The 15405-nt window shown below is 55.8% G+C and carries 17 protein-coding genes; 12 read left to right on the forward strand and 5 right to left on the reverse strand.

The features are described from left to right. The first annotated feature begins 2 nt into the window (after positions 1-2). From QRN85_RS11815 to QRN85_RS11825, 3 genes are all read left to right on the forward strand, one after another. A complete protein-coding gene (locus QRN85_RS11815; RefSeq protein ID WP_502870779.1) occupies positions 3-926 on the forward strand; it encodes a lipid A biosynthesis lauroyl acyltransferase in 924 nt (307 codons plus the stop codon). Positions 927-1180: 254 nt separating this feature from the next. Next, positions 1181-1873, forward strand: coding sequence for a PAS domain-containing protein (locus tag QRN85_RS11820; RefSeq protein WP_113093238.1), 693 nt, complete (start codon positions 1181-1183; stop codon positions 1871-1873). A 479-nt stretch (positions 1874-2352) separates the two neighbouring features. Further along, on the forward strand, positions 2353-3129 hold the full coding sequence (locus tag QRN85_RS11825; protein WP_284758171.1) for a PAS domain-containing protein: 777 nt from the start codon (positions 2353-2355) through the stop codon (positions 3127-3129). Positions 3130-3131: 2 nt separating this feature from the next. Here QRN85_RS11825 and QRN85_RS11830 read toward each other — a convergent pair whose 3' ends face one another. After that, a complete protein-coding gene (locus tag QRN85_RS11830; protein WP_284758852.1) occupies positions 3132-3926 on the reverse strand; it encodes a TSUP family transporter in 795 nt (264 codons plus the stop codon). A 207-nt stretch (positions 3927-4133) separates the two neighbouring features. Here QRN85_RS11830 and QRN85_RS11835 point away from each other — a divergent pair, with 207 nt between their 5' ends. The 4 genes from QRN85_RS11835 to QRN85_RS11850 all read left to right on the forward strand — a co-directional run bounded on the left by QRN85_RS11835 (position 4134) and on the right by QRN85_RS11850 (position 8684). Continuing rightward, positions 4134-5093 carry a nucleoside hydrolase gene (locus QRN85_RS11835; RefSeq protein WP_284758173.1) on the forward strand — a complete coding sequence of 320 codons (960 nt, stop codon included), beginning with the start codon at positions 4134-4136 and terminating at the stop codon, positions 5091-5093. Positions 5094-5383: 290 nt separating this feature from the next. Beyond that, positions 5384-6604, forward strand: coding sequence for an LL-diaminopimelate aminotransferase (locus QRN85_RS11840; RefSeq protein ID WP_062589809.1), 1221 nt, complete (start codon positions 5384-5386; stop codon positions 6602-6604). 63 nt (positions 6605-6667) lie between these two features. Continuing rightward, positions 6668-7978, forward strand: coding sequence for a homoserine dehydrogenase (locus tag QRN85_RS11845; protein WP_284758175.1), 1311 nt, complete (start codon positions 6668-6670; stop codon positions 7976-7978). A 196-nt stretch (positions 7979-8174) separates the two neighbouring features. Continuing rightward, positions 8175-8684: a GNAT family N-acetyltransferase gene (locus tag QRN85_RS11850; RefSeq protein WP_284758177.1), complete on the forward strand. Its 510-nt coding sequence runs from the start codon at positions 8175-8177 to the stop codon at positions 8682-8684. On the opposite strand, the gene QRN85_RS11855 is transcribed toward QRN85_RS11850, so the two are convergent. Next, entirely contained in the window at positions 8681-9031 is a 351-nt protein-coding gene (locus QRN85_RS11855; protein ID WP_284758179.1) for a DUF1294 domain-containing protein, read from the reverse strand. The two genes, QRN85_RS11850 and QRN85_RS11855, sit on opposite strands and share 4 nt — an antisense overlap. 120 nt (positions 9032-9151) lie before the next feature. Here QRN85_RS11855 and gatB point away from each other — a divergent pair, with 120 nt between their 5' ends. The 5 genes from gatB to QRN85_RS11880 all read left to right on the forward strand — a co-directional run bounded on the left by gatB (position 9152) and on the right by QRN85_RS11880 (position 12877). Next, on the forward strand, positions 9152-10654 hold the full coding sequence (gatB, locus tag QRN85_RS11860; RefSeq protein WP_284758181.1) for an Asp-tRNA(Asn)/Glu-tRNA(Gln) amidotransferase subunit GatB: 1503 nt from the start codon (positions 9152-9154) through the stop codon (positions 10652-10654). A 156-nt stretch (positions 10655-10810) separates the two neighbouring features. Next, positions 10811-11308, forward strand: a complete 498-nt coding sequence (locus QRN85_RS11865) for a GNAT family N-acetyltransferase (RefSeq protein ID WP_284758853.1) — start codon at positions 10811-10813, stop codon at positions 11306-11308. Next, positions 11305-11778 (forward strand): GNAT family N-acetyltransferase, encoded by a 474-nt coding sequence (locus QRN85_RS11870; RefSeq protein ID WP_284758183.1) that lies wholly within the window; start codon positions 11305-11307, stop codon positions 11776-11778. Before QRN85_RS11865 ends, QRN85_RS11870 begins: the two co-directional genes overlap by 4 nt. Before the next feature lie 109 nt (positions 11779-11887). Further along, a complete protein-coding gene (locus QRN85_RS11875) occupies positions 11888-12286 on the forward strand; it encodes an NADH:ubiquinone oxidoreductase subunit NDUFA12 (protein WP_062589804.1) in 399 nt (132 codons plus the stop codon). A gap of 147 nt (positions 12287-12433) precedes the next feature. Next, positions 12434-12877 carry a DUF2155 domain-containing protein gene (locus QRN85_RS11880; protein WP_062589803.1) on the forward strand — a complete coding sequence of 148 codons (444 nt, stop codon included), beginning with the start codon at positions 12434-12436 and terminating at the stop codon, positions 12875-12877. 60 nt (positions 12878-12937) lie between these two features. On the opposite strand, the gene aat is transcribed toward QRN85_RS11880, so the two are convergent. The 3 genes from aat to accB are packed head-to-tail and all read right to left on the reverse strand — an operon-like array spanning position 12938 to position 15394. Further along, a complete protein-coding gene (gene aat, locus QRN85_RS11885) occupies positions 12938-13549 on the reverse strand; it encodes a leucyl/phenylalanyl-tRNA--protein transferase (RefSeq protein ID WP_284758185.1) in 612 nt (203 codons plus the stop codon). 3 nt (positions 13550-13552) lie between these two features. Beyond that, on the reverse strand, positions 13553-14896 hold the full coding sequence (accC, locus tag QRN85_RS11890) for an acetyl-CoA carboxylase biotin carboxylase subunit (protein ID WP_062589801.1): 1344 nt from the start codon (positions 14894-14896) through the stop codon (positions 13553-13555). Positions 14897-14908: 12 nt separating this feature from the next. Continuing rightward, complete coding sequence (accB, locus tag QRN85_RS11895; protein WP_062589800.1) at positions 14909-15394, reverse strand: acetyl-CoA carboxylase biotin carboxyl carrier protein; 486 nt, start codon at positions 15392-15394, stop codon at positions 14909-14911. Positions 15395-15405: the final 11 nt, after the last annotated feature.

Genomic DNA, 15405 nt, shown 5'->3' on the forward strand with positions numbered 1-15405 from the left:
AGATGTTCATTACGCGCGTCGTTCTGGCGCTCGAAAATTTCCGCCAGTGGTTTAACGCGACGCTCGCCTTCAGCGTTCTTAATCTGCTGAAGCTTGCACCTGCGGACCCCGCAATCCGTTTTGCGGACCGAGTCGCGCGGAAAATCGGTCCCAGAACGCCGCGTCACAAGCTGATGCTGTACAATCTCAAGCGCGCCTATCCGGAAAAGACGGAGCACGAGCAGGAGGAGATTGCGCTCGACAGCTGGGGCAATATGGGACGCCTGGCTGCGGAATATGTTTTTCTGGACCGCCTCTTCGATTTTGATCCGACCAAGACCGAGCCGGGACGCATCGAGGTTGTTGGAACCGATACCTTTCTGGAGTTGCGCGACAATCCGCGTCCATTCATCGTTTTTACCGCCCATACCGGCAACTTCGAGCTGTTGCCCGTCGCTGGCTCCGCTTTCGGCCTGGATACGACGGTGCTGTTCCGCCCGCCGAACAATCCCTATGTGGCGGAGAAGGTCTTCAATTTCCGCAAGGAACGCATGGGCAATCTCGTACCGTCGCATGCTGGCTCTGCTTTTGCGCTTGCCCGTCAATTGGAAAAAGGTGGCGGTGTTGGCGTGCTTGTAGACCAGAAATTTCGCAAAGGCCTGCCCACCAAGTTTTTCGGTAACGACGTCCTTACCAATCCATTGCTGGCAAAGCTTGTAAGGCAATTTGGGTGCGATGTTTTTCCTGCGCGTTGCATCCGTCTGCCAGATAACCGCTATCGGCTGGAAATTGAACCGAAAGTGGATATTCCTCGCGATGCACTCGGAAACGTCGATGTGCAGAAAACCGCACAAATGCTCAACGATAAGGTGGAAAGCTGGGTCCGGGAATATCCCGGGCAATGGCTTTGGTATCATGATCGCTGGAAAATCAAGGCAGCATTATAGGACTAGAAGATTTAATGTCTGGTCTTGGAATCATGAAAACATCTCAGGATTGTGTATGTATATTTTTCTTCACAATTTCTGGGATTTGTTAAAGACGTTCCGCGTGTGTTAATTTGTCCAATGTTGTGATGGCAGTGCTGTCTCTCGTTACGCCATTCTTCATGGTGATCGTATGTAACGGGTCTCGGGGCCGCTGAACCGGTGTAAGTTTGAAAGTGCGAGTGGCGCACAATCACCCCCGGGGGAGAGTCGAGTTGAAAGCTTTGATTGACTTGTTCTGGCAAAGATATTCGGAGCTGAAGGGAGCCGTTGATCGCAACGACGCCCAGAAGATTACTATACTGGATCGCGAGCTTGATCCTTTGCTGGAGAGTATCACAAGCTTCAAAACCAAAAGCTCGTCTGAGGTGCTTGAGCAGTTCCGCTTTGCAATCGATCTTCTGAACGAAGAGGCGGAGGACACAGGCTGCGTCCAGCGGAATTCAGAATTGCTGGGCAAGCTTGTTGATCGTTACATCGGCGCCGGACTTCCCTACGATGGAGCAACACCAGACGGTGAACCCGCATCCTGGAGCCCATACGTCATTCTCGACGAAGACAGGCTCGATGACCTCGACGAGCGGGTCTTCGTCGTCTCGCCAGGGTACCGCATCAACTACACCAACGCTTTGAATGCTCTGTGCTACGAGGCCAAGACCAACGACATTATCGGTCGTCACATTGCCGAATTCATAGGCATCCACCATTTCCAGCAGGCACTGCGCGAAAAGCTGGATGCGTGCTTCAAAGGCGAAGCTGCGAAATACACCTATGCCGAAGATATCGATGGACGCACCGTAGTGCGTTCCTACGAGATGTCTCCTTGCTATTCTCCCTCCTACAAGCTTGTCGGTGCCATCATCATCGTCAAGGAACTGGCTGACCGGCGCAACAGAGCCGTGGCCTGATCACTATGTCATTTGACATTCTGACGACAGCGCACGTTCAGCACGCGTGCGTTTGATAATTTACGATTGTCAATTTGAGGCCGTGCGTGCAGAGGCATGTTGGTGGCCATGTCGCAAATAGGCGATTTTTAGCCGCTTCAGACCAAGAAAACAGTATATTTGGCGGTCAATCTAAGTATTGTTTTGGCGGGATGTGTAACAATGTTACACAATAATCCCGGCGCTTCGTTTAAACTTGTTATAACAAATATTAATTCGATATTTTGCGCGCTATAGGTGAAAACTAGTGTATTGACGGACCAGCCAATCGTCGTGTTCATAGTCGCGAGGAATGTCGTTCCAGCGTACTCGATGCAGCGCACGCGCTTTGCTCCAAGTCGCACCTCACGCCATAGCGGAAGGTGAATTTCGACGGGTCCAACAGCAGGCAAGAATGACTGAGCCTCTGGTGAGTCGAAATTAAATAGGATTTTGCGATCGTGTCGAAGACAAGAATTCGTCTTGGGCACGAAGAACGTGTGTGTGGTGACAGGGAGGTGCCATTGCTAGGACTGTTCGACGCTTTCTCGCTCAAATGCACGCAATTGAGACAGGCTGTGGCTTGCGGATATGATGATCTTGTTCGCCTGCTGGACAAGGAACTGGAGCCAATGATCGCGGAAATTCTGGCCTACCGGGCAGAAACGCGAGAAGAAGCTCACATGCAGTTGCAATTCCTCAACGGCTTGATCCGAGATGAGGCGGATGACAAGTCCACCGTCGTGCGCCGCAGCGCAGCCATGTCCATGTTGATCGATCGGTACTTCCGCAACAGCAGCAACGGAAGAGATGGTTTTCAACAGCCGCCAGTCGGCGGCCCTCAAAGCGCTCTCCCGTTCGAAAATGTGGAGCAGCCTCTTTTCAATGAGGCTGTTCTCGACTGCTTGCCGGATCGAGTCGGTGTCATCACGCGTGACCACCGGTATTTGTATGCGAACCAGGCCAACGCCCAGTTTATCGGCAAGTCGCCTCTTTCGATGATCGGATGCCACGTCGCCGAATTCATCGGGGAGGAGAGTTTCGAGAAAATGGCGCGTCCCGCCTTCAACAGATGCTTTGAAGGCAATGTTGTGGATTACATTCACAAGGGGCGACGTGGTTGCAGCACTTTCACCACGCGTTGCCGTATGACGCCGCTACGCGGCACCAAAAATGAGATCATTGGTGCCGTCATTGTCCTGCAGGAACCAACGGCGGTGCCCGCCCTGACCGGGTAAGTTCACCCGCCAAAGATGTACCGGGCGACCTCAGCCAAGGTGCCGGAATCGATCAGCAACTTTGTTGCCATGGCGATGCAGGAAATGACCAGAAGTGGACGGATGATCTTCGCCCCGTTCTTCATAGCGAGACGAGAGCCGATCTGAGCACCCAGGAATTGGCCTAGACCCATGATCAGACCCAGCTTCCACATGATGGCGCCGCTGACTGTAAAGACAAGAAAACTTCCAAAGTTGGAGCCGAAGTTCAGAAGCTTGGTGTGGGCTGTGGCCTTCAACATGCCAAAGCCGGCAAGACCCACGAAGGCCAGCATGTAGAATGAGCCTGCGCCGGGCCCAAATATACCGTCATAGAAACCGACAAGTGGGACGATGGTCAGCCCGAACAGAATCGGTGTGATGCGGCGATGGCTGTCGAGATCGCTGAGGTTGGGTTTGAAGGCGAAATAGATCGCAATGGCGATCAAAAGAAACGGCATGATCATACGCAAGATGTCCGGTGGCACGAATGCCGCTATGATCGCGCCAACAATGCCACCCAGAAAGGCCATCAGCGCCATCGGGAACTGTTTCTTCAAGTCAACATGGCCGCGCCTGGCATAGGCAATGGTGGCCGATGCAGAACCGAACTGTGCCTGCAACTTGTTTGTCCCCAAGGCTTCAAGCGGAGGGATGCCCAGGATCAGCATGGCTGGCAGCACGATAAGACCGCCGCCTCCTGCAATCGAATCGACGAAACCAGCGAATATGGCGACAAGAAACAGCAGGAAAAACAGATTGAGCGCGACGTCTTGCAAGGCAGGAATTCCGGGAAGGAGAGGGACGGTCGCTTCTGTCACCGATCCGCTGCCTGCGCAATGATTTTTCTGGCGGGTTATCCTGATGCTTTACGACACAAAAGGACGTGCTCTAAAGCATTGCGCACAATCTCTGTCCGTTTATGCTGAGGGCAGGTGCGGCGTCTTACAGGCCGATTCCGCTGCGATGAGATTTTGAGGACAGTAATGCTTAAGGTAATTTTTGACACGGATCCCGGCATCGATGACGCCATGGCACTGCTTTTCCTACATCGCCACCCCGATATCGACCTTGTAGGCGTAACGACAGTGTTCGGCAATGCGCCGCTGGATATCACCACGCGCAATGCGCTGTTTCTCAAGCAGCAATGGAACATGTCGGCACCGGTTGCCAAGGGCGCGGGCGTGACGTTCGATCCGTCTCGTCCCGAAGGGCATTGGCCGACGTTTATTCACGGTGAAGACGGTCTGGGCAATATTGGTGTTCCTGATGTCATTCCGCTTCCGCTTGACGCGCGCCCCGCGCATCATTTCATCATCGATACGGTCAAGGCGAACCCCGGCGAGGTGACGCTGATCGCGGTGGGTCGCATGACGAACCTCGCGCTGGCCCTGAGGGAAGATCCCGATATTGCTGCCCTTGTGAAGCAGGTCATCGTCATGGGCGGCGCGTTTGACATCAATGGCAATGTGAGCCCCGCCGCAGAGGCGAACATTCACGGCGATCCAGAAGCAGCAGACCTCGTGTTCACCGCGCCGTGGCGGGTGATCGTGGTCGGTCTCGATGTCACGACCCGCACCGTCATGACATCGAAGTTCATGGCGGATATGGCACTGGAAGGAGGGCCGGATGTCCAGCTCCTGTCCGATCTGTCGCAGTTCTACATCGAGTTCTACAGTCAAAGAACGGGCGATGGCATGGTGGTCCATGACAGCTGCGCCTGCGTTTACCTCACCAATCCCGAACTGTTCGAAACCCGCAGTGGCGCAATACGGGTCGTGTGCGGAGGGCTTGCCGATGGGCAGACGATCCAGAAGCCTGATGGCGTTGGATTTCCGCCCGGCAAGTGGGATGGGCATCCCAGCCAGCTGGTGTGCACGGATATCCAGCCCGAACGTGTGCTTTCAGTCATCAAAAGCGCAATTGTACGCGGTGAGCGAGGTTGATTGAGCCAAGGCGTCGGCAAACGCTGCCGGTCGCCTTGCATTTTTGAAAAAAGTCGCGTTATGCAACAACCATTGTCACCGAAAGGTGCCGCGAGTCTTTTGGTTCGCGGCTGCCCGCTTCCTTAGGGGGGAGTGGGTAAACTTGACCCCTGCCGAAAACCAATTCGTGTTTTGCGGGCCATGCGGTACAATGAACGATACAGGTCCGATTTGTTCGTGTCGGCTGTGTTTCACATCAAAAACGAACGCTATGTGAGCCGGTTGTTCGGCTCATTTCCATGAGGAAAGAGATGGAAGAGTTTCACAAGGTCAAGCGTCTGCCGCAATACGTGTTCGAACAGGTCAACCGTTTGAAAGCGAGCGCGCGAGCGGGTGGCGCCGATATCATCGACCTTGGAATGGGTAACCCCGACCTTCCTACCCCCAAGGCCATTGTCGATAAGCTGTGCGAAGTCGTGCAGGATCCACGCACGCACCGCTATTCCTCATCAAAGGGAATTCCGGGTCTGCGCCGCGCGCAGGCGGCCTATTACGCTCGTCGCTTTGGCGTCAAGCTGAACCCCGACACACAGGTCGTGGCCACACTTGGCTCCAAGGAAGGCTTCGCCAATATGGCGCAGGCCATCACGGCTCCGGGCGATGTCATTCTTTGTCCCAACCCGACCTATCCCATTCACGCCTTCGGCTTCCTGATGGCGGGCGGTGTCATCCGTTCTATGAATGTCGAGCCGGATGAGACGTTTTTTGGCCCGCTGGAGCGTGCCGTGCGGCACTCCATTCCAAAGCCGCTGGCGCTGATCATCAACTATCCTTCGAACCCGACGGCACATGTGGCATCGCTGGATTTCTACAAGGACGTGATTGCTTTTGCGAAGAAGCACGATCTCATCGTCCTGTCTGATCTGGCCTATTCGGAAATCTATTTCGACGAGAACAATCCGCCACCATCGGTGCTTGAAGTACCGGGCGCCATGGACGTGGCCGTGGAGTTCACCTCCATGTCCAAGACCTTCTCCATGCCGGGCTGGCGTATGGGCTTTGCGGTTGGAAACGAGCGCCTGATCAGCGCCCTGACGCGCGTCAAATCCTATCTGGATTACGGTGCGTTCACCCCGATCCAGGTTGCCGCCACCCACGCGCTTAACGGCGATGGCACCGATATTGCAGAGGTTCGCAATGTCTACCGCCGCCGCCGCGATGTCATGGTCGACACATTTGGCAAGGCCGGCTTTGAAGTGCCGCCGCCAGCAGCCACGATGTTTGCCTGGGCGAAGATTCCAGAAAAATTCCGTCATCTCGGCTCGCTTGAATTCTCCAAGCTGCTGGTTGAAAAGGCCGACATCGCGGTCGCTCCGGGCATCGGCTTTGGCGAAATGGGTGACGACTATGTGCGTCTGGCCCTCGTTGAAAACGAACATCGAATTCGTCAGGCTGCGCGCAATCTCAAGCGCTTCCTGTCGACTGCGGACGAAACATTGCACAATGTGGTTTCGCTTAACGCCCACAGATAAGGGCAATCCACCAGGGTGGCCGGTTCCGGCCACCTCTTCACTCAGTAAATCAGGAATATACCAATGGCAGATTCATTGAGAATCGGCATAGCGGGACTCGGCACTGTCGGCTCTTCGCTTGTGCGCATCCTCCAGCAGAGAAGCAACGAACTTGCGATTACCTGCGGACGCGCAATTGAGATTATTGCCGTCAGCGCGCGCGACCGATCGCGCGATCGCGGCATCGATCTCAAAGGTATTACCTGGTTCGATACGCCTGAGGAACTGGCTGAAAAAGCCGATATCGACGTGTTTGTAGAACTGATGGGCGGAGCTTCCGGCGCTGCCGAAAACGCCGTCCGCGCTGCTTTGTCACGTGGTCTCCATGTGGTGACAGCCAACAAGGCACTGCTTGCGAAACACGGCGTCGAGCTTGCCGTGCTGGCAGAAGAGAAGGGGGCCTTGCTCAACTTCGAAGCGGCGGTTGCAGGTGGCATTCCCGTTATCAAGGCCCTGCGTGAATCGCTCACCGGCAACCACGTGTCGCGCATCTACGGCATCATGAATGGCACCTGCAATTACATCCTTACAAAGATGGAAAAGGAAGGCCTGTCCTTTGAGGTCTGCCTGAAGGAAGCACAGCGCCTTGGCTATGCCGAAGCGGACCCGGCTTTTGACATCGAGGGCAATGATACTGCCCACAAGCTTGCCATTCTGACCACGCTCGCATTCGGCAGCAAGATTTCCGCCGACAATATCTACCTCGAAGGCATCACCAATATTTCGATTGAGGATATCCAGGCGGCTGCGGATCTTGGTTATCGCATCAAGCTTCTGGGCGTTGCGCAGATGACGGAATCCGGCATAGAACAACGCGTTCATCCAACGATGGTGCCGCTGGACTCTGTCATCGCGCAGGTGGATGGCGTTACCAATGCTGTCGCGATCGAATCTGACATTCTTGGCGAATTGCTGATGGTTGGCCCCGGGGCAGGCGGCAATGCCACAGCTTCCGCGGTACTGGGGGATATCGCTGATATCGCCAAGAGCCGCCCCGGCGTCCAGCAGGTGCCGGTTCTGGGTCGCCCAGCGAAGTCGCTGACGGAATATCGCCGCGCCAAGATGAAGAGCCACGAAGGCGGCTACTTCATTCGCCTTACGGTCAAGGACAAGGCTGGCGTGTTTGCTTCCATCGCGACTGCGATGGCAGACAACAATATTTCGCTTGAATCGATCGTGCAGCGTCAGCGTGTCCAAGTCGAGGGCGCCCCGCAGACCATCATTCTCGTGACCCATGCGACAATGGAAGATGCAATTCGCAAGGCTGTGGCCGCGATCAAGGACAAGAAGTATCTTGTCAGTGAGCCGCAGGTCATCAGGATCGAACGCACCTGACTTCTGGCACGTGTCGCAAGCTTTAAAACCATCGGCGAAAGCCGGTGGTTTTTTCGTTCAGTGAACGCTGTCTGGCGGCTGAACAATCTTGACAGGCTGGCTTGAGAATCGGGAAATGAGCCTTTGGCTGCGGATGCAGCTTTAACACGCAATGGCGGCCCGTTATGCGGCGCCACACTCCGCGTTGGAGAGGAATGTGATCACGATTCGGTCCGCTAGGCAGGCAGACGCCCCCATCCTGTCAGCGATAGGTCTTCTGGCCTGGGCGGAAGCGAGCGCTGCGATTGGCGTGACGGAAGAACTGCGAGGCAATGCCCGCGTTGCGTTTGAGAGTTTCACGCAGTCTGCTTGGGGTGCGATTACACTTGCGGAGCTTGATGGGGCCATTGCTGGTTGGGCGGCCCGTGAAAATTTCGATGAGACGATCACGGATTTCTGGATTGCGCCGTCTTTTCAGCGCCGTGGAATCGGTAGCCAACTCCTGATCGAGGTCGAGCGGCAGATCACCGAGCGGGGATTCGCTTCTGCGAAGCTTGAAAGTCACTCGCAGAACGAAGCAGCGGTCTCATTTTTCTGCAAGCATGGATATCGCGTGAGCTGGCTGTCGGTGAAATATCTGCAGAAGCTGGACCGAGAAGTTCAGTCCATCGGTCTGGAAAAGCAAATCGTTGAATTCGAAAACGAATCCTATGGCTTCGACTTTTAAAGGCCCATGCCGAAACTTGTCAGCAGGTCCTTCCACCATTCGGGCACCAGAACGAAGCTTAAGATGGCCGCCATCTGAACGATTACAATGGCTAGGAGAATCGTCCGGAAGGGTTCTTTCTGCGTTTTGTGCCGTAGAAGACGTTGCGCAAGAACGGCACCGGCGCTCCCTCCAATAGCCGCAAGCCACAATAACGTGCTCTCTCTGATGCGGCGTCCGCCGTTTCTTGCCGCAGATTTGTCGAGCCAGTAGATGGCAAAGACCACGACGTTGAAGGCCAGGAAGAATGCGATGGCTGAGAAATATGCCACTATCGTCCCGGTAAGCGAATTCTGGAATGTGAACATCAGATCTTTCAGTCGATGGCAGAAACGATGCGATATCTCCTAGAGTGTGACAAGCCTTGCGCCAAGTGGCCAATTGTTCTACCTCACAGAGGACAGAAATCCGTATATTAAGAGCTTGATATGACCCTTGTAGACGTGCGCACACCAGACCCGAAACGCTTCATTCCCGGTGCCACCGGCGATTGGGAAATCGTCATCGGCATGGAGGTTCACGCGCAGGTTCTCTCCAATTCCAAGCTGTTTTCCGGCGCCTCCACCACGTTTGGCAATGCGCCAAACTCGAACGTGTCGCTGGTGGATGCAGCAATGCCGGGCATGCTGCCCGTGATCAACGAGGAGTGCGTGGCGCAGGCCGTTCGCACAGGCCTCGGGCTGAAGGCCAAGATCAATAATCGCTCCATCTTCGACCGGAAGAACTATTTCTACCCCGACCTGCCGCAGGGCTACCAGATTTCGCAGTTCAAGGATCCGATCGTCGGCGAAGGCAAGATCATCATCTCGCTCGGCCCCGACCGCCAGGGCAATTTCGAAGATATCGAAATCGGCATCGAGCGTCTGCACCTGGAGCAGGATGCGGGCAAGCTGATGCATGACCAGCACCCGACGATGTCCTATGTCGACCTCAACCGCTCCGGCGTGGCTTTGATGGAAATTGTCTCCAAGCCGGACATGCGTTCGTCCGACGAGGCGAAGGCCTATATGACGAAGCTGCGGTCCATCGTTCGTTATCTCGGCACGTGCGATGGCAACATGGACGAAGGCTCAATGCGCGCCGACGTCAACGTGTCCGTGCGCAAGCCCGGAGAAGCCTTTGGCACGCGTTGCGAAATCAAGAACGTGAACTCCATCCGCTTCATCGGTCAGGCGATCGAATACGAGGCACGCCGCCAGATTGCGATTCTGGAAGATGGCGGCACCATCGATCAGGAAACGCGCCTGTTCGATCCGGGCAAGGGCGAAACGCGCTCCATGCGCTCCAAGGAAGACGCGCACGACTATCGCTACTTCCCCGACCCGGATCTGTTGCCGCTGGAATTTGACGATGCCTATGTCGAGGCACTGGGCAAGGATTTGCCGGAGTTGCCAGATGACAAGAAGGCGCGCTTCGTGAGCGAGCTTGGCTTGTCTGTCTACGACGCCTCCATCCTTGTTTCGGAAAAGGCGATCGCGGATTATTACGAGCTGGTTGCTGCAGGTCGTGATGGCAAGATTGCCGCGAACTGGGTGATCAACGATCTGCTTGGCGCGCTCAACAAGTCCAGCAAGGGCATCGAGGAAACTCCGGTATCAGCCGATCAGCTCGGCGGTATCATCGATCTCATCAAGGCCAACACCATCTCCGGCAAGATTGCCAAGGATCTCTTCGAAATCGTCTGGAACGAGGGCGGCAATCCGGCAGAAATCGTGGAAAGCCGCGGTATGAAGCAGGTGACGGATACGGGCGCCATTGAAAAGGCCGTAGACGAAATCATTGCTGCCAACCCGGATCAGGTCGAGAAGGTCAAGGCAAAGCCGACACTGGCCGGCTGGTTCGTGGGTCAGGTCATGAAGGCAACGGGCGGCAAGGCCAATCCGCAGGCCGTCCAGGAGCTCGTGAAGGCCCAGCTTGGCATCGAAGAGTAAGGATTGTTCGGCGGGGTTACTCCGCTGAGCAATCAGAGAAGGAAAACATCTCTTCCGTCATTCTCGGGACAAGCCCGAGGATGACGTTGAGGAGAAGCGCAGCCAACCGAGCCGGGATTATTCCCGGCATTTTCATTTTCAGACGGAGTGAACATGGTGTTTTTCATTCGCACGGCCAGTGAGCGCGATATCGAGCCGGTGAGGGCACTCTTGGCGCGGACATGGCACGCCACCTATGACGGCATCTATGGCGCCGACAAGGTCGCTCAACTGATTGCGGAATGGCATTCTCCCAAGGCTATGAAAGAGCGCGTTGAAAAGAAGGGTGGCGAGTTTCTGATCGCGGACGATGGCAAGCGCATCGGCGGCATGGGCTTTGCCGCCATGTCCAGCAAAATGGCAAAGACCGCGTTGCTGCATCAGCTCTATGTCGATCCGCAATTCCAGCGGCAGGGCGTCGGTCGCGATATATTCGCGGAGCTCGAAACCTGTTTTCCGGATGCCGAAATCATGCGCCTGGAAGTCGAGCCGAAAAATGCGGCGGCAATTGCTTTCTACAAAGGTGTCGGCTTTGTGGAAGTTGATCGAGTGGAAAAAATGGCCGGGGTGGCTGGTTTGCCCGGGATCGTCATGGAAAAGACGCTTGCCCGATGAGTGCCGGTATCCACGACCTCGTCATTCGCTTGGCTGAGGAAAGCGATCTAGCGGCGCTCATCGCCATTTTTGCTGCCGATGAAATCGGCGGTCACGGCGACACGACGGACGACGCGGCATATCCTGACTATCTTGCTGCCTTTCGCGCCATCCGCGCTTCCGCCAATGAGGCTCTCTACGTGGCGTGTCTCGATGGAGAGATCATCGGCACGTTCCAGACGGCGATTCTCACAAAGCTTGTGGGTCGGGGTGCGTCATCTCTGAAAATACAGGCCGTGCAGACGCGGCTTGATATGCGAGGCCGGGGAATTGGCGCCATCATGATCAAGCACTGCATTGATGAAGCCCGCAAGCGCGGTGTCAAAACGATAGAATTGGGATCCAACATGGCGCGGCAAGACGCTCACCGCTTCTATGACCGGCTTGGTTTTGAAAAGCGGCATTACGGCTTCAGCATGAAATTGAAATAGTGCCGAGATTGCGGGAAATACTGGACAATCGGCCCATGGGGCGGCATAAGCTTCTGCTGTGTTGCGGACGTCATATCATCGCAGCACACTCAAGCCCGAGGAACGGATTATGAAGACTCTCCTGACGCAAATCTTCACCTGGTGGAACGGCCAGACCATTGGAACACGCTTTCATACATGGCGTTTCGGCAAGAAGGTTGGGCAGGATGAGTTGGGAAACACCTATTATGAAGGTGGCACTACATCCTGGGGAATGCCGCGTCGTTGGGTCATCTATAATGGTTATGCCGAAGCCTCGGCGATTCCGCCAGGTTGGCACGGCTGGATGCATTACCGCACCGACACGCCGCCGAGCCAGGAGAGCTACACGGCTCGTGAATGGCAGAAGGCTCATAAGCCTAATCTTACCGGCACATCGCAGGCCTATCGCCCACAGGGCTCGCTGGCTGCAACAGGTGAGCGCCCACGCGTTACTGGCGATTACGACGCATGGACGCCCGGTAGCTGAGTAAAACTGCGAGGGTGGCTGCTGCGTTCGATTGCGGTCCAATGTGCAGCTCATCGGCACCCCTGCCACCCGTTTTCGCCACAATCCGCCTGTAGGCGTTGAGCCCGCACTTGATGGTGCGGGAAATCTTTCTGGAGACGCTTCGATATGGGAAAAATCACGCGAGATCGTTTTTTGCGTGTTATGGCTGTTTCGCTGCTGGCGGTCCTGCCACTTGCCGGTGCTGTCGCTCCCGCATCCGCCGCCCGTATTGAAAATCGCGTCGCCGTCTTTTCCGGCATCGACAAGATTACTGGTCGTATCACCTCATTTGACGTCTATCTGAACGAGACAGTGCAATTTGGCGCCCTTCAGGTGACGCCGAAGGTCTGCTATTCACGAGACGACACAGAAGCGCAGAAGATCGACGCCTTCATCGAGGTCGACGAAATTACGTTGGATCGCAAGATCAAACGCATCTTCACGGGCTGGATGTTTGCCGATAGCCCCGGCTTGAATGCTGTCGAACACCCGATTTATGACGTCTGGCTGACCGGCTGCAAACAGGAATCGGATGTTCCTGCGCCAACCGCGGCCTCAAAGACGAATTGATTCTCCAAGCCGCAGGTTGAGCCTGCTTGTTTTCGGGCGATAATTCGCGCCAACTCAAACTCAGAACAATATGTCTGCCGAGTTGACAGCGGGCTCCAACAGCTTCGCATAATCCGCTTTGGGCACGTCGATTGCGCCAAACGTTTTCAGGTGTTCGGTCGTGAACTGCGTGTCGAGAAGGGTAAAGCCTTTTTTCCTCAATCGCTCTACAAGATAGACGAGGCAGATCTTCGATGCGTTGGTGCGTCTGGAGAACATGCTTTCTCCAAAAAATGCCGAGCCAAGTGAGACACCATAGAGCCCGCCCACCAGTTCCTCGCCCTCCCAGGCTTCGACGCTGTGGGCGTGACCGATTTCGTGAAGTTCAGTGTAAAGGCGACGAATGGTTTCGTTGATCCAGGTGCTGGGCCGGTTATCGACTTCGGCTGCACAACCCGCCATCACCCCTTCGAAGTCCGTGTTGAAGCGGATGTCGAACGGCTTTTTTCTGATGACTTTGGCCAGGCTTTTGGAAACATGGAAATTGTCGAGCGGGATGATGCCGCGCACCTCCGGCTCAACCCAGAACAGCTCCGGGTCGTCGGCTGCATCGGCCATGGGAAAAAGGCCGATGGAATAGGCGCGCAGCAGAATATCGACGGTTATGTCGTTATTTCTGCTGCGCCTCGCCATCAATCAGCTTTTGTCGCCGGCCAGATACTTCTCCAGCCAGTGAATGTCGTAATCGCCTTTCAGGATGTCTTCGTTCTGAAGAAGATCCTGAAACAGGGGCAGGGTGGTCTTAATACCGTCAACCACGAACTCGTCCAGCGCGCGGATCAGACGACGGATGCATTCGTCGCGATTGCGGCCGTGCACGATCAGCTTGCCGATCATGCTGTCGTAGTAAGGCGGGATCTTGTAGCCCTGATAAGCGCCTGAATCCACGCGAACGCCAAGACCGCCGGGCGTGTGGAAATAGGTCAGCGTTCCCGGAGAGGGAACGAAGGTGCGCGGATCTTCAGCATTGATTCGGCATTCGATGGCGTGGCCATTGAACTTCACCTCGTCCTGCGTCACCGAAAGTCCCTGGCCGGATGCAACGCGAATTTGCTCCTGCACAAGATCCATGCCGGTGATGGCTTCGGTTACCGGATGCTCCACCTGCAGGCGGGTGTTCATTTCGATGAAATAGAACTCGCCGTTTTCATAGAGGAACTCGATGGTGCCGGCGCCACGATACTTCAGCTTGCGCATGGCATCGGCGCAAATTTCACCGATCTTCATGCGCTGCTCGACGGTCAATGCGGGCGAATTGGCTTCTTCCAGTACCTTCTGGTGACGACGCTGCAAGGAGCAATCGCGTTCACCCAGATGAATGGCATTGCCTGCACCATCGCCAAAAACCTGCACTTCGATGTGGCGAGGCTTGCCGAGGTATTTTTCCATGTAGACGGCGTCGTTGCCGAATGCCGCCAGGGCTTCGGAGCGGGCCGTGGACACGGCTTCTTCGACTTCTGTCTCGTCCTTGGCAACCTTCATGCCGCGGCCACCACCGCCAGCGGTTGCCTTGATAAGCACAGGGAAGCCGATCTTGCGGGCGATTTCCAACGCGTTTTCTGGCTTCACTTCGCCATCCGAACCGGGAACCACGGGAATTCCGAGATCGGCTGCGGTCTGCTTGGCAGTGATCTTGTCGCCCATGATGCGGATATGGTCGGCGGTCGGTCCGATGAAGGTGATGCCGTGGGCGTCGAGAATATCGGCAAACTTGGCGTTCTCAGACAGGAAGCCGTAGCCCGGGTGAACGGCATCCGCGCCGGTAATTTCGCAGGCAGCAACAATCTGATGAATGTTCAGATAGCTGTCGCGCGATGGCGGAGGACCGATGCAGACGCTTTCATCTGCAAGGCGCACATGCATTGCGTCTGCGTCTGCCGTGGAATGGACAGCAACAGTGGGGATGCCGAGCTCCTTTGCAGCGCGCAGCACACGGAGGGCAATTTCGCCGCGATTGGCAATGAGGATCTTGGATACCATGACTGTGCGCCCTTATTCGATGACCACGAGGGCTTCACCATACTCTACAGGCTGGGAGTCGTTGACAATGATTTCCGTTACCTTGCCGGACTTCGGTGCAGGGATCTGGTTCATGGTCTTCATGGCTTCGACGATCAGCAGGGTCTGGCCTTCCTTGACCGAGGCGCCAACCTCGATGAATGGCCGTGCGCCTGGTGCCGGGGAAAGATAGGCCGTACCAACCATTGGTGACGACACGGTGTTGGCCGGGTTGCGCGCAGGTGCTGCGGGCGCGGCGGCAGCAGCCGGTGCGGCCATTGGTGCAGGCTGCGGGGCGGCAGGGGCCTGCTGGTACTGCGGCGGTGCAGCAGCATAGACCGTGGCAGGAGGGGCGGAGCGCGAAACGCGAATACGCAGATCGTCCTGCTCGACTTCGATCTCGGAAAGGTCGGTGTCGTTGAGAATGTTCGCGAGGTCGCGGATCAGTTCCTTATCGATACCGTTTTTCTTTTCAGACATGACAAACCCTA

The organism is Agrobacterium sp. fls2-241-TYG-188a (genome assembly GCF_030209845.1).

Bases quoted from the DNA above. Each gene is read 5' to 3' on its own strand.
- QRN85_RS11845 (WP_284758175.1), top strand. From the start codon at position 6,668: ATGGCAGATTCATTGAGAATCGGCATAGCGGGACTCGGCACTGTCGGC.
- QRN85_RS11855 (WP_284758179.1), bottom strand. From the start codon at position 9,031: ATGTTCACATTCCAGAATTCGCTTACCGGGACGATAGTGGCATATTTC.
- QRN85_RS11815 (WP_502870779.1), top strand. From the start codon at position 3: ATGTTCATTACGCGCGTCGTTCTGGCGCTCGAAAATTTCCGCCAGTGG.
- QRN85_RS11875 (WP_062589804.1), top strand. From the start codon at position 11,888: ATGAAGACTCTCCTGACGCAAATCTTCACCTGGTGGAACGGCCAGACC.
- QRN85_RS11840 (WP_062589809.1), top strand. From the start codon at position 5,384: ATGGAAGAGTTTCACAAGGTCAAGCGTCTGCCGCAATACGTGTTCGAA.
- accB (WP_062589800.1), bottom strand. From the start codon at position 15,394: ATGTCTGAAAAGAAAAACGGTATCGATAAGGAACTGATCCGCGACCTC.
- aat (WP_284758185.1), bottom strand. From the start codon at position 13,549: ATGGCGAGGCGCAGCAGAAATAACGACATAACCGTCGATATTCTGCTG.
- QRN85_RS11880 (WP_062589803.1), top strand. From the start codon at position 12,434: ATGGGAAAAATCACGCGAGATCGTTTTTTGCGTGTTATGGCTGTTTCG.
- QRN85_RS11870 (WP_284758183.1), top strand. From the start codon at position 11,305: ATGAGTGCCGGTATCCACGACCTCGTCATTCGCTTGGCTGAGGAAAGC.
- QRN85_RS11835 (WP_284758173.1), top strand. From the start codon at position 4,134: ATGCTTAAGGTAATTTTTGACACGGATCCCGGCATCGATGACGCCATG.
- accC (WP_062589801.1), bottom strand. From the start codon at position 14,896: ATGGTATCCAAGATCCTCATTGCCAATCGCGGCGAAATTGCCCTCCGT.
- gatB (WP_284758181.1), top strand. From the start codon at position 9,152: ATGACCCTTGTAGACGTGCGCACACCAGACCCGAAACGCTTCATTCCC.